This window comes from Pseudochrobactrum lubricantis, from assembly GCF_041929865.1.
Lineage (GTDB): Bacteria > Pseudomonadota > Alphaproteobacteria > Rhizobiales > Rhizobiaceae > Pseudochrobactrum > Pseudochrobactrum saccharolyticum.
Genome location: NZ_JBHEEE010000014.1, coordinates 1 through 12,514, shown reverse-complemented (window position 1 = coordinate 12,514; position 12,514 = coordinate 1). Strand labels below are relative to the sequence as shown.

14 protein-coding genes and 2 pseudogenes are annotated in these 12,514 nt (G+C 47.3%); 3 read left to right on the top strand and 13 right to left on the bottom strand.

The genetic code is table 11. The features are described 5' to 3' along the window. Positions 1 to 12: 12 nt before the first annotated feature. From repC to JNC80_RS18355, 5 genes are all read right to left on the bottom strand, one after another. Positions 13 to 1,221, bottom strand: coding sequence for a plasmid replication protein RepC (gene repC / locus JNC80_RS18375; RefSeq protein ID WP_376711195.1), 1,209 nt, complete (start codon positions 1,219 to 1,221; stop codon positions 13 to 15). 154 nt (positions 1,222 to 1,375) lie between these two features. Then, positions 1,376 to 2,392, bottom strand: a complete 1,017-nt coding sequence (gene repB / locus JNC80_RS18370; RefSeq protein WP_376711194.1) for a plasmid partitioning protein RepB — start codon at positions 2,390 to 2,392, stop codon at positions 1,376 to 1,378. Next, entirely contained in the window at positions 2,392 to 3,603 is a 1,212-nt protein-coding gene (repA, locus tag JNC80_RS18365; protein WP_376711193.1) for a plasmid partitioning protein RepA, read from the bottom strand. Before repA ends, repB begins: the two co-directional genes overlap by 1 nt. 745 nt (positions 3,604 to 4,348) lie before the next feature. Beyond that, a complete protein-coding gene (locus JNC80_RS18360; RefSeq protein ID WP_376711192.1) occupies positions 4,349 to 4,747 on the bottom strand; it encodes a transposase in 399 nt (132 codons plus the stop codon). Positions 4,748 to 5,255: 508 nt separating this feature from the next. Beyond that, positions 5,256 to 5,426 (bottom strand): hypothetical protein, encoded by a 171-nt coding sequence (locus JNC80_RS18355; protein WP_376711191.1) that lies wholly within the window; start codon positions 5,424 to 5,426, stop codon positions 5,256 to 5,258. Between the two features lie 191 nt (positions 5,427 to 5,617). Between JNC80_RS18355 and JNC80_RS18350 the strand changes: the two genes are divergently transcribed. Next, positions 5,618 to 6,370: an IS6 family transposase gene (locus JNC80_RS18350; protein WP_376711189.1), complete on the top strand. Its 753-nt coding sequence runs from the start codon at positions 5,618 to 5,620 to the stop codon at positions 6,368 to 6,370. Positions 6,371 to 6,409: 39 nt separating this feature from the next. Here the strand turns inward: JNC80_RS18350 and JNC80_RS18345 are convergent. After that, positions 6,410 to 6,595, bottom strand: a pseudogene (locus JNC80_RS18345) (cation transporter); the annotation flags it as partial. Positions 6,596 to 6,661: 66 nt separating this feature from the next. Here JNC80_RS18345 and JNC80_RS18340 point away from each other — a divergent pair. Beyond that, a complete protein-coding gene (locus JNC80_RS18340; protein WP_376711190.1) occupies positions 6,662 to 7,078 on the top strand; it encodes a MerR family transcriptional regulator in 417 nt (138 codons plus the stop codon). Between the two features lie 286 nt (positions 7,079 to 7,364). Beyond that, the gene (locus JNC80_RS18335) at positions 7,365 to 8,117 is read left to right on the top strand and encodes an IS6 family transposase (protein WP_376711189.1); all 753 of its coding nucleotides are present in this window, start codon (positions 7,365 to 7,367) and stop codon (positions 8,115 to 8,117) included. 29 nt (positions 8,118 to 8,146) lie between these two features. Here the strand turns inward: JNC80_RS18335 and JNC80_RS18330 are convergent, their stop codons facing one another. From JNC80_RS18330 to JNC80_RS18300, 7 genes and pseudogenes are all read right to left on the bottom strand, one after another. Further along, positions 8,147 to 8,671, bottom strand: coding sequence for a ParB/RepB/Spo0J family partition protein (locus tag JNC80_RS18330; RefSeq protein WP_376711188.1), 525 nt, complete (start codon positions 8,669 to 8,671; stop codon positions 8,147 to 8,149). Between the two features lie 553 nt (positions 8,672 to 9,224). Further along, on the bottom strand, positions 9,225 to 9,551 hold the full coding sequence (locus JNC80_RS18325; protein WP_022712245.1) for a hypothetical protein: 327 nt from the start codon (positions 9,549 to 9,551) through the stop codon (positions 9,225 to 9,227). Between the two features lie 31 nt (positions 9,552 to 9,582). Then, positions 9,583 to 10,860 (bottom strand): Y-family DNA polymerase, encoded by a 1,278-nt coding sequence (locus JNC80_RS18320; RefSeq protein WP_376711187.1) that lies wholly within the window; start codon positions 10,858 to 10,860, stop codon positions 9,583 to 9,585. 4 nt (positions 10,861 to 10,864) lie between these two features. Continuing rightward, a complete protein-coding gene (locus JNC80_RS18315; RefSeq protein ID WP_376711186.1) occupies positions 10,865 to 11,356 on the bottom strand; it encodes a LexA family protein in 492 nt (163 codons plus the stop codon). 158 nt (positions 11,357 to 11,514) lie between these two features. Beyond that, positions 11,515 to 11,763 (bottom strand): hypothetical protein, encoded by a 249-nt coding sequence (locus JNC80_RS18310; RefSeq protein WP_376711185.1) that lies wholly within the window; start codon positions 11,761 to 11,763, stop codon positions 11,515 to 11,517. A 13-nt stretch (positions 11,764 to 11,776) separates the two neighbouring features. Continuing rightward, positions 11,777 to 12,091 carry a class I SAM-dependent methyltransferase gene (locus JNC80_RS18305; RefSeq protein WP_376711184.1) on the bottom strand — a complete coding sequence of 105 codons (315 nt, stop codon included), beginning with the start codon at positions 12,089 to 12,091 and terminating at the stop codon, positions 11,777 to 11,779. A 128-nt stretch (positions 12,092 to 12,219) separates the two neighbouring features. Continuing rightward, positions 12,220 to 12,378: pseudogene (locus tag JNC80_RS18300) on the bottom strand (IS3 family transposase); the annotation flags it as partial. Positions 12,379 to 12,514 lie beyond the last annotated feature (136 nt).

Below are 12,514 nucleotides of genomic sequence, written 5' to 3'. Positions count from 1 at the left end.
CAAATCAAGCATTTATCCAGCCATAGCTGATGCAAGCCCATTCGTTTTCAGGCAAGCCATTACCATAGAGCCCACAGATAGCTCCCCTGCCCTCGCCTTTTCAGTCAAGGAGCGCAGATATCCGCCCGCGGAATGGATGTGATTGGCGCGTTGCAGGATGCAGGCAATCACAACCGCCGTGTTTTCCTGACCCAGGTTATCAAGCGCATCCTCATAGGCCGACGGTGAAATCCCTAAATAGCCCCGTACTTGCGCGGCCGTGAGCATCAGATCGCGCCAATTATCTATTCCGGCGGCTGCATAATCATCAATATCAGGGCAGGCTTTCAGGACTAATCCTAATGGCAGACCTTTAGCAGGCTCCATCGTTTTTATAGGTGATACAAGCGCCCCCTTTGCTTTTTCTAAAGCAGGTTCAAGATCAATATAGGATTCAGGATTTGATTCAGTATGCTGCCGCTCATTCTGAGCGGCATTGGCGTTCATATTTTTGGTATTATCTTTAAATGTTAGTGTGTTATCCACATTTGCACGGATTGTGACGAGTTCAGCCAAGATTGCTTCGAGTTGGAGTAAGCTTGCGCGACGTGGAATCCTCTCAACAACCCCTCTGAAAGCCTTCCACAGCCCTGCCCAATCCCCAGGCATAGCTTCTTCAACACCAACCTCGATCAGCTTGGCGATATCACGGCGCTGTAATGTAATGCGTTCTCTGGTCAATCGAAGAGCAGCATTACTCGCACGGATACCTTCAGCAGCAGCAATGATTTCATCTGCACGCACAAGTAATGGTGCCAGCGAGAAGCCAAAAGCTTCTTCAATCTGCCCCGCCGCGCCCTTATGCGTGTAACGTTTGCCATTGGGACTATCACGGCGCAGGATTAAGCCGGCCGTCAGTAGTGCCGCAAGATGGCGGCGCAGCGTTGGGTCTGGCATACCATGCGCGCGAAGAGACAATTGTTTGTTGGATGGGAAAACAATCAGGCCGTTCTCTAAGCTTAATTCGCTGTCCGGATAAAACGATAGTAAAGCACTCAAGACCGCGAGTGAGCGATCACTAACGCCGAGTATGGTTTTGCCTTCACAAAGCGCTTTATAAAGCTGCCATTTATCGACGGCCCTGCCCTGAGCTATTTGATCTGATGTATTACGCTGTGCTGCCAATAGGCCAAGCGACATCGGCCGACCACCAAACGGGGTCGTTGCAATCTGCATTTCCATGGTCTTTCACCCTTTTAATAGGCAAAAGAAATTTGCTCGCCAAAATGACGTTCCAATACTTGACAGGGTTTCGTGAAAATGCGATTCTCAGACTGCTAGATATGAGGAAGGCTTCCACGACGGAAACGTTATGGGGGCTTTTTTCTTTTGCGGTTTAGTCTCCAGTTTGCTTGTTTTCAGACACTATGTAGGCTTCGTAAGAACCATACAACTTATCCAAATTAGTGTTTATCCATGTCGCAAAGTCTTTCCCGTTTGCGTCAGAAAATTCTAGTGACATTGTATTAGTTTTCGCTTTTGCAACAACGCTCACGGATTTCCCAACTGGATTCCAGATGGGATTAACGGCTGCTTGTATGTTCTCAGCGCCATGTTCTTTGGCATGTTCAAAAACAATAGAAAATCGTGTCTGGCTATCAGCCATTAAGAATTGGGGCGTCTTGATCACCTGACGGATACTATCAGTCTTCCTACTATCTTGCAGTAATTCCGCTAGCGATGTCCATTTGGGTCGCCCGACAGATTTGGCTCGGCCGATTTTGTAGATTATATCATCTGGAATAACAGCGGTGACTTTACCAAAATGAGAAATAGCCGCCTCAGATAGGCCAAGGATAGGGCATATAGCTCTCTGTGTTAGTCCGACATTCTTAAGCTGTAGGCACCACATAGCTTGCTCGATCCAAGTCAGACCTTGGCGAAGTCCATTCTCAACCGATTGCTCTTCAATTAGTTGTCTATCTGTAAGGTCACGAATATAAGCTTTAATTTTTAAAGCGTCCGGAGCTTCGTTTTCTGTATTTAGAGCTTTGATGGCTGCAAGTCGACGATATCCATATGCTAATTGATATTGTCCCGATTTAGTTGGATGTGGTCGAACCAGCACCGGAATTTTTTGGCCTTCTGAGGCAATGGATATTTTGAGTGTTTCCAACTCATCATTAGCCTGGTCATCATTTTCAAAGCGATCAGTAAAAGGCGAGCGCTCTATCTTATTAGGATCAAGTGTAACTATGCTATCTTCAGACAGATTTGTAAGTGCACGGCTCACATTTGAAATAACAGGAGACTGTCGACGGCCAGTTAGTGGATTACCAACAGTTCCAATGTCAGCTTCCTCATTTAAACGAGTTGCGGCGGCTGCCATTTGTTTCAGAATACTTTTTTTCATTAATTACGCCCCCACGCTTTATGGACGAGATCAAGAATTTCAGAATTGACGCGATCAGCACTCTCAAGAGCACGTTTCAATGCTTCTCGGCCGACTTCACCTGGCTCTAATTCATATAGTGTTTTTTTCGCAACCGCTGCCCCAGCAATGGCTGTGGACTCAACGGCATCAGCAACTAATACATCGTTGCCAAAAAGCCTGCGCATTACACCAGCCATATACTTTTGCGGGCCATCATTCGGATTGACGCGCGTTAGGAGAAACTTGAAATGATCATGTTCAAATTTAGCACCAAACTGTTCGAGAACCTCTGATAAGTCCGAAATCATTATCAAAAATTGGTTGCATGATGCCACATCAAGCATCGCAGGATGCACGGTTACAATTAGGGATGTTGCGGCATAAAGTGCTGCAAGCGTTGTGTAGCCAAGTGATGGGGGCGTATCGAGAATAATGATATCATAGCTGTCTTCAACAGTATGAATGGCACGGCTTAGTCTCTCAAAAAACAAGCCGAGCTCATCGCGATTTTTAGAAGTCAGGTAGGATGGCGTATCAAATTCAAAGTCCATTAATTCCAGATTTCCTGGTACAAGATCTACACCGGAAAAATATGTTGGGCGAATAACCTCAGCCAATGATTTGCGCTCATCGTCATAACGAAGAGCCGCATAAGCAGTTTCATTGGCACCTAGATCAAATTCAGGTTGAATGCCAAAGATCGACGTCATTGAAGCCTGAGGGTCAAGGTCGATACACAGTACGCGATAGCCATGCAGCCCCAGATAATGGGCTAAATGAATTGATGTGGTCGTTTTAGAACTACCACCTTTAAAATTTGATGTCGCGAGTATCTGTAGCTTTTCGCCATCCCGCCTATAAGGCGTTAATGTTCTGGCATCATCAGGACGAAGCTTGGCAAGAAAAGCTCGCAACTCCTTAACTTGATCGATTGAATATGTACGTCTATTGTTTTCCGAACGCTCTGGCTGGGGCCCCCTCCCCTCAATCGTGAGCTGTCGCAATGTGCTTTCAGGGACATTAAGAAGTCGAACGAGGTCAAGCGTAGAAAAAGTGCGCGTAAATGTTTTTTGTGCTGTTGGCGGATAAAATGCTTCTCGCATATCACGCAACTCAGCTGAAAGCTTAGAGGTGTAACCTCCAATCTTTGAAGCAGTGTCTCTGACGATGTGATCAGGTGATTGGAGCATTCAGTCCTCTTGACGGTTACAACCTCGTAATGGGTCGATATCCGTCAAGCATACTGTTATCCTGCGATTCTACAAGAGTTTTTTAGTTAACAAGACGTTAACAGGATCGACGGATTAAGGCAGACTTTACAATTGTAAAGTTTTCATTTCTGACCAATCGCACTCAATGTAACAATCGAAACTCTGACTTGCTATAATCACATTTGTATGGGGCCGTTTGTAGATAAACCTTTTTCGGCACGGAACACAACGTGACAAAAATTATCTCAAAAAATTCCAATTAAACGGTGTAGATGCGGCTGGCATTATTGAATAAATCGCAACTGAACTTATGCCCGTCAACATCTTAGCCATAAAATATTTCGGACACCGCACACGCACAATGAAGATCTTCGATAAAAAATCCCCCAGCCGAAAGTTCCGCCTCACAAACTGGCAGGCTTTTAATGCCATTGTTCCATGCATGGAACTTAGGGCGGATTCCGGTCTTTGATATTTAGTTATATGCTGTCAGCTATCACGCCGACAGAGTTCGGGCGTGCACATGCCAGTATTCATTTAAGAATACGGCATCCGAGTTTGACTTCGGCTTGCTGATTGGCAAATTTGCGTGACCGAACACGGTGTGTTTGACAAATTTATAGCGACCCCATTGTCGTTTGGACGGTGGAACCTAGGCCATAATTGGTAATGGACGGCCACTTATCCGGCCATGCTCTGCAGAGGTTTGGCTGTGCCAGCCCTATTAATCTAGCACGCCATAAGGTTTCGTTGGTAACTGCCTTGTTCGCAATGGAACAATAATACTGACACCGGCAGTGTAATGCCGGACAGATCTATAGGGTTGTTCACTATCATAAGCCCCATCGGCCTTGAAGGTGGCAATGGGATTATCAATCCGTTCAAGCAAGTCTGTAAGCTGGCTGTTGTCACTGCTGTTCTGATCGGTCAAAATTTCAGGGCCTATTTCACCTGTACCAGCATGGATCACAATATGCAGCTTGCGCCATTTCCTAGCAGATTTGATGCCATGATTGTCCTTAGGACACTTACCCGTAGCATAAATTTGGGATCCTATACTATCGACAACAAAATAAAGGGGTTCGTTGCCTGTGGTTGGACTTTCACAATCCGCAGCTTTCAAAAGCGCTAGACTGGCTCAGGCTGCTCAATATCGTATGATAAGGCACGGACAGATCAAGGCTCATAAATTGCAACAAAGACGTCAGCAAGCTTCGGTCTGGCGCGAAGGCTGATTAAAGACGATCCAATATATCAAGGCTTTTTCAACAGCCAGATTGGAATAGAGAGGCTAACAACCTCGTGTTGTGCGTTACGGAGCTGACCAACCTACAGTCGTTACCTTACGGGTCTAGTAGGTAAGGCTAAAGTTCTGAGGCAAACCCGTTTCATAGGTAGGCGAGTTCGTAACTCTAAATTTCTGCATCATTAGCGATGATGTTGAGCAGTATTGTATTTGAACGGCATTAATCTGAGCTCGAAGACAAAAGACCAGTTGGTAAAATCTATCTCTTTAAAATTATTGAACGGCAAAAAAGCATCATTGCACCAACGTAGGTTGCACTGTCCTTAGCAGGCTTTTAAGATTTACAGGATCATTACAGGGCAGGGCGTGACTGGCATGGAGCTCATTATTCAGCTGCAATCTGGCGAAAATTTAGACCAGAAACCATGCGTGTGGCTTCAGAAACCGCCTGTGCCACACGATTTTCGATCAGCACATTATTGAGTTTGCCATCTGAGAAATCACGTTCAGAGACATAAATAGCCGTTGGCAGCGTAAAGGCTTCAAAAAAGGGCACTGGAACCTTAACTTGTGCACGGATACAATTTGCTCTTTGAGATTTTGGTTACGCGGATTTCAGGCATGCGATTTCACGCCACATGTTGGTGGCAGTTTCACGGAGTTGACAGGGGCGTGTCGCAAAGTTTTTGAATTAGTGATTGCTTAATCATCATATTGGATGCTGGTCTCTCGATACTGGAGACCTTCATGCTGTTAAATGCTATTGTTGAGAAGCTCAAACACCACTCCAAAAATGACTTTAAAGGCCGTCAGTTTGAGGCCTGCCTGATCCTTCAGGCGGTAAGCTGGTACTTGCGTTACCCTTTGAGCTACCGGGATCTCGAAGAAATGTTTCTGGAACGTGGTTTTGAAGTCGACCACTCAACAATCAATCGCTGGGTTTTAGCCTATGCACCGTTGCTGGAAAAACGCTTACGACAATTTCAGCGTCCTCATTGCGGTTCTATCCGTATTGATGAAACCTACATTAAAATACGCGGCCAATGGCGTTTTCTCTATCGAGCTATCGATAAGCACGGCAATCCGGTGGACTTCCTGCTGACGGCCAAACGAGACTTATCCGCAGCCAAGCGGTTCTTTAAAAAAATGCTGAAGAGTGAGCCTTTGTTAGCCCCGGATCGCATAGGGACAGATGGAGCGGGAACGTTTCCGCCAGCCATCAAGGCAGCTTCACAAGATTTTCTCCTCCCAAAAGATCCTGTGCACTATGTGACCAAGCATTTACAACAGGGCATCGAAAGCGATCATTTCAGGATCAAAAAGAACATGCCCAAGATCGGATGCTTCCAATCATTCAATACGGCACGCAAAACAATCATGGGTTTTGAAGCCATGCTATGGCTACGCAAAGGCTTTGGATTTTCAGGTGACTGGAATGTTCTCAACCAGAATGAGTTGATTGCTCAGTGCTTTGGAATTCAAAAGGTTAATATAGTATGAAAGTCAGTCATTATAGCAAGCAACGCGACTTATGAAAAACTTTGCGACAAGCCCGCCGAGAGCCGTACGGTCCTCATCCAGTTGCAATGCGAGCGTCTCGTTGGCGTAGCTGACATTGATGTCGCTAACGCCCGGCAGGCGTTGCATCGCTGTCTCGATTTTCAACGCGCAGGATGCACAGTCCATGCCTTCTATACGCAGTCTGTAAGGGCTCGCTGCCGCCATGATGTCACCTCGACTTTCCCGATATGACATCGTAGATAGACCCTGTAGTCACTATAGGGTCAAGAGATGAACGACAGAATTCTGATGATCGGCCAATTGGCTAGACAAACGGGGACCAAGGTCGAGACGATCCGGTTTTACGAGAAGAACGGTCTCCTGCCCGCACCCTCGCGCACCGATGGCAACTACCGTGCATATGAGCCGGGCCACCTCAGCCGCCTCAGCTTCATCAGGCGTGCGCGCGAGCTTGGTTTCTCGCTCGATCAGATCAGGGAAATTCTCAAGCTGGCCGACGACCGTTCGCAGTCCTGTGCGGCGGTCGATGCGATTGCAAGGGAGCATCGGAAGGAAGTCGAGCGAAAAATCGAAGACCTAACTGCGCTCAAGTCGGAACTTGACAGGATGATCGACCAGTGTGGATGCGGCTTAGTTGCAGATTGTAGGATAATTGAGAGCCTGTCTCCGCCAGCGAGGAACTACTAACCTGCGCCCTGCTCGAAAGAGTATGATCCATGCGGCAGTTCTCCGACCTTAGCTTGTCGCAGAATTCCTAAGTTTTAGAACACTTCACCCGCTCATTGTAATGATTGCGATTTTTCTGTTGCAAAAGTCAGGCGCAAAAGTAAAGTTATGCGAACGATTTTTGCAACGGATATGACATGCTTATTGGATATGCTCGGGTCTCCACCGGGGCGTGTCGCAAAGTTTTTGAATTAGTGATTGCTTAATCATCATATTGGATGCTGGTCTCTCGATACTGGAGACCTTCATGCTGTTAAATGCTATTGTTGAGAAGCTCAAACACCACTCCAAAAATGACTTTAAAGGCCGTCAGTTTGAGGCCTGCCTGATCCTTCAGGCGGTAAGCTGGTACTTGCGTTACCCTTTGAGCTACCGGGATCTCGAAGAAATGTTTCTGGAACGTGGTTTTGAAGTCGACCACTCAACAATCAATCGCTGGGTTTTAGCCTATGCACCGTTGCTGGAAAAACGCTTACGACAATTTCAGCGTCCTCATTGCGGTTCTATCCGTATTGATGAAACCTACATTAAAATACGCGGCCAATGGCGTTTTCTCTATCGAGCTATCGATAAGCACGGCAATCCGGTGGACTTCCTGCTGACGGCCAAACGAGACTTATCCGCAGCCAAGCGGTTCTTTAAAAAAATGCTGAAGAGTGAGCCTTTGTTAGCCCCGGATCGCATAGGGACAGATGGAGCGGGAACGTTTCCGCCAGCCATCAAGGCAGCTTCACAAGATTTTCTCCTCCCAAAAGATCCTGTGCACTATGTGACCAAGCATTTACAACAGGGCATCGAAAGCGATCATTTCAGGATCAAAAAGAACATGCCCAAGATCGGATGCTTCCAATCATTCAATACGGCACGCAAAACAATCATGGGTTTTGAAGCCATGCTATGGCTACGCAAAGGCTTTGGATTTTCAGGTGACTGGAATGTTCTCAACCAGAATGAGTTGATTGCTCAGTGCTTTGGAATTCAAAAGGTTAATATAGTATGAAAGTCAGTCATTATAGCAAGCAACGCGACTTATGAAAAACTTTGCGACAAGCCCAGCTGCGGCACAGAAATGGCATCCTGAAGGTGAGCGTCCAGAATTTCCGGCGCTACATTTGCCAATGCTAAGCGTTTCTGAACGGTCGGAACACTTTCGTTAAAGGTGTTTGCGATCTGTTCAACGGTTGCACCATTTTCGGCCAGTGCCTTAAACGCTGCGAACTGGTCGAGCGGTGTCATGCTTGCCCGTGCTTCATTTTCAATGAGACTGAGGGCAACAGGGTCGGCATCGGTGCGAACGCTACAGGTAATTTTATGATCTGGCTTGATCTCGCCAGCTTCGGCCAGACGCAAAAGCGCGGCAAGGCGACGACCGCCAGCAGTAACAAAAAAATCGCCTTTTGTTTCTGCGGGTCTGACAACCAGATTTTGCAGCAATTTAAAACCAGTTGCGCGAATGCTTGCGGCCAGAATTGCAAGGTCTGCGGTATTCATACTTTTGCGCACATTAAGAGGGTCTGGCAGCAGGTTTGATAATGCGATTTCACGAATAGTCATTTGTTTTTCCCTTCTTCCTTTTCCGCGAAGCGTTCTTTCTGTCCCGTAGGGCAGAAACCCCGTTTCTGCTCCTGCGGCGTCGCAAGCGAGACTGGGGGTTAGGGGTGGCAAGCTGGAAAACTGGGAGGGGGATCACCCGCCCGAAGGGTCAGCAGCGGATCCGCGCAGCAAATCCGCTGTCTGATACTGCACAAATGAACGAAAGCCGGTTGTGCCGGCTGAAGAGAATGCGGAAGTACGGGGAAACCCTGTTTTCCTGCTTGCGAGGGGAAGGGGGCAAAGCCCCCTTGTTCCCCTTTATTCATCTGTAAAAATGAACAAAAGCGCGAAGCGCTGAAGCCGAAGCCAGAACGCGCAAATCAAATAGTGCCGTAGTGACGGCGCAGGCAGTTCATGCAGTTCTTGCGTTAGGGATTGTTACCCGAAGGGACGAAACCGCATGCGGGTTCGGTGGAGTTCGCCCTAGTCGCTGCAACGCAGTGCCAGGGCGAACGGAATAAAGCCCGACCCGAAGGGGAACGGCATAATCTGATAAGACAAAAGATAGACGATTTCAGTTTTGATCAGTGACTTCAGGTTGCGTTGCTAGATTTTCCCAACCGTGCCAAGTATCGTTTTGCCAATATTTATCTAATTTGCGCCACAGAATATTTGCCTCTGTAAGCATCGCATTCATAAGTTTAAGCTGCTCTGCCATGAGACATATGTGAGCAAAATCTTCTGTTTGAATTTCCAAATCTTTTTCAGGTGTAAAATGAATTTGGAGAATATCGCCTTCGGCATCTTCCAGAAAAGCTATTACGGTAGGTTCGCCGCTTCCATTATCCATGATAAACGGCCAGTTTAACGGATAACCGCCTGTCATAATTTTCTTAAACATATCGAGACTTTCTCATTTTTGTGAGCGCCTGTTATTGTATCACCGGTAAATCTGAAAAGCGTGTTGTAAATCTCGGTGAGCGCATATCTGCTTTTGCCTCGTGCTTATTTTGAAAACCTTGCGCACCAATAACAATTTTACGCTTTCCGTATCGGTCATTAATTGCGTCCATCGCTTCCATGAGGCGAGCATCGCGGGGCTGCTCTACATCAAAGAGCATTTTGGGCGCGTCCTCTGCCTTCAGAAGATCATCCAGCATCACACCGGCTTTTGTATAAGCATAACCGATAGCTTCCGCTTTTGGATGCCAACCGGCATGAGCGCACCGGCTAACAGCCTGCACAAGATCGAAGGTATTATTTGTCAATGGCTTCAGCTTTATCGTGCGCGAAACCGAATGTTGCGGGGCAGTTTTAGAAAACGCATTTGTGTGAAAAAATGCGGTTATCTGACCAGCAACAAGCCCGTGCATCCGCAGCTTTTCAGCTGCGCGGGATGCGTGGGCGGTAAGCGCTTGCATGACTGCCTCAAGATCGCGCATTGGCTGTCCTGCAGAACGGGTAACGGCCATGCCTTTGCGCTGCGGTGCCACGTCCTCAATTTCAAGGCAACGAATGCCCTGCAATTCGGCTACTGTGCGCTCAAGCACAACAGTACCGAGTTGACGGGCAAGAGTGCGGGGCATGTCGCGCAATTGGGCTGCGGTCATTATTCCTTGTGATGCCAGTTTAATTTGTGTCTGGCGACCAATTCCCCACACTTCCCCGACCGGAATCCGGTCGAGACACCAAGCCAAAACAGCCGATTTTGTAAAGTCGCAGACACCGCCGAAAATTGGATTTTTTTTGGCGGCAAAATTGGCGAGTTTGGCGAGTGTCTTTGTGCTGCCAATGCCAACACAATTGGGAATGCCGGTCAGCTGGCGAACTGTTGAACGCATTTCAACCGCAATGGCTTCATACCGCTCACCAAATCCCGATAGGTCAACAAAGTTTTCATCAATGGAATAAATCTCATAGTGTGGCGAAAACTGGCTAACGGCATCGACAACACGGCGGCTCATATCTCCGTAAAGCGTATAGTTTGACGATAAAACTTTAACGCCATGCTCTTTGACCAAATCGCGGATTTTAAAGAGAGGTGCGCCCATTTTGATGCCAAGGGCTTTGGCTTCTTCGGAACGGGCAACGGCACAACCATCATTGTTTGACAGGATGATAACTGGCTTGCCGAGCAAATGCGGTTGAAAAACGCGCTCACACGAAACATAAAAATTATTCCCGTCAATGAGTGCGATGGGTTTTATCATGTTGTTATTCAACGGAATAACGGCGCACAACGCCAGCTATTACGCCCCAAATCTCGGTTTGGTCATTTACACGGATTGGCTGGAATCCATTGCCTTTTGATTTTGGGTCGAGCCAATATTGCCCGTCACGTTTGGCTAATTTTTTTAAGGTAATTGAGCCGTCCACAACGGCCAGAACCACACGACCAACTCGCGCCTTACCGGCGCGATCAACGGCAATAATATCACCATCATAAATGCCTTCATCAATGAGGCTATCCCCTGAAACACGCCACCAAAATGTAGCGCTTGGGTGCCGCACGATCCAAGCAATAGGGTCAATTTCATCTTCAAGGTCGTCACTGGCCGGTGAGGGAAAGCCAGCTGGAACAACTATTGACGATAGTTTTACGGTTTTCCCGTCAATGGGATTAGCGATTGGTGTTAAAATCATGGTGCTTACTTCAGATTGCATCTGAAGAACATATAATGAACATCCGCAATTTTCAATGAGCATAAAAAAGATTGCCCCGACAAAGCGGGGCAAGGTTAACGGGCGGGGAATGGTTCGGAAACGGGTTAGGGGTTTCCGTACAATTGAAGCCCGCTCGATGCGGGCTAAGATTGTTATGGCTTTTTGTTAAGCGCGAAAAACGCGCTTAACTGATTTCATCTTTATTTTACAGGGCGCGGCACTGCCTTAACGGTTACAAGACTGCGGCGCGGGACTAGGCGATTTAATGAATCGCGCTCGCGGGTATGGATAGCGATTTCATAAATCTGATCATTCTGGCTCAAAACTTCGAGCCGCATTTTACTTGTTGCCCCGCATTTCTGGCCACTTTCCAGCACTTCGGAAATATGGCGCTTCTCGGTTGCGGTGATGTGGTAGCCTTTCAAAAGGCTGATTGCATACGCTGCCATTTTGAAAGGCTCCTTAAATGAGGGCTAGCTGTTGGGCTGCGAAGGGCTGAACACTGGCTAAAATGGCCTCGCGGTTTTGAATTTCGGCCTTGTGTTCTTCACGGTCTAAGCCGTAATCAAAATTCACAACCTCGGTTATGATTGTGGTGTCTTTCCATTGGTCTTTGAAAAGAGAGCAATCTATTCCGATGCCAGCATTCATTTGCCAGCCGGTCGTTTTGCAAAAATCGACGGCGCGGCCTTCCTTTCGCCAATCAAAATAATGCGCACCGGAATAGCGGAAATTTGCGGATTGCTGCGGCACAATAAACGTGCCGTATTTTGCCATTTCTGCGGCTATATCAATGACGTGAAATTCAAATTCAGAACCGGAATAGCGCGGGGCTGATCCAGAGCGGCGAACCTTTGAAAAAGGGGTTCAGAACAAGATTAGTTCAAAATCGTACGTTTAGGTTGAGAATGCATAATGGGCCGTTTATCTGCGTTGGTGACAGTTTCGATGGCAGCGCCGAGCATTGTGTTGACCAATTCCGAATCTGGTTTCGTTCCAATAGTCCAACTGATGACCAAACCATCGAAACAGTGGATGATGGGTGAGAGATACACCTTCCCAGCCTTCGTATGAATACATGGACTATCTCCCTGATAATCCAAGTTTTCGTCCGCACCCCCACTGGACTTGATGTGGTGGACGGCCTCCTGATCCGCTTTTGTGCGATAGTGTGGTTGTTTTTAAAAGCCACCAAGGAGA

Excerpts from the sequence above, each read along its gene's own strand:
- repC (WP_376711195.1), bottom strand. The coding sequence starts at position 1,221 with ATGGAAATGCAGATTGCAACGACCCCGTTTGGTGGTCGGCCGATGTCG.
- repB (WP_376711194.1), bottom strand. The coding sequence starts at position 2,392 with ATGAAAAAAAGTATTCTGAAACAAATGGCAGCCGCCGCAACTCGTTTA.
- repA (WP_376711193.1), bottom strand. The coding sequence starts at position 3,603 with ATGCTCCAATCACCTGATCACATCGTCAGAGACACTGCTTCAAAGATT.
- JNC80_RS18350 (WP_376711189.1), top strand. The coding sequence starts at position 5,618 with ATGCTGTTAAATGCTATTGTTGAGAAGCTCAAACACCACTCCAAAAAT.
- JNC80_RS18340 (WP_376711190.1), top strand. The coding sequence starts at position 6,662 with ATGAACGACAGAATTCTGATGATCGGCCAATTGGCTAGACAAACGGGG.
- JNC80_RS18335 (WP_376711189.1), top strand. The coding sequence starts at position 7,365 with ATGCTGTTAAATGCTATTGTTGAGAAGCTCAAACACCACTCCAAAAAT.
- JNC80_RS18330 (WP_376711188.1), bottom strand. The coding sequence starts at position 8,671 with ATGACTATTCGTGAAATCGCATTATCAAACCTGCTGCCAGACCCTCTT.
- JNC80_RS18325 (WP_022712245.1), bottom strand. The coding sequence starts at position 9,551 with ATGTTTAAGAAAATTATGACAGGCGGTTATCCGTTAAACTGGCCGTTT.
- JNC80_RS18320 (WP_376711187.1), bottom strand. The coding sequence starts at position 10,860 with ATGATAAAACCCATCGCACTCATTGACGGGAATAATTTTTATGTTTCG.
- JNC80_RS18315 (WP_376711186.1), bottom strand. The coding sequence starts at position 11,356 with ATGCTCATTGAAAATTGCGGATGTTCATTATATGTTCTTCAGATGCAA.
- JNC80_RS18310 (WP_376711185.1), bottom strand. The coding sequence starts at position 11,763 with ATGGCAGCGTATGCAATCAGCCTTTTGAAAGGCTACCACATCACCGCA.
- JNC80_RS18305 (WP_376711184.1), bottom strand. The coding sequence starts at position 12,091 with ATGGCAAAATACGGCACGTTTATTGTGCCGCAGCAATCCGCAAATTTC.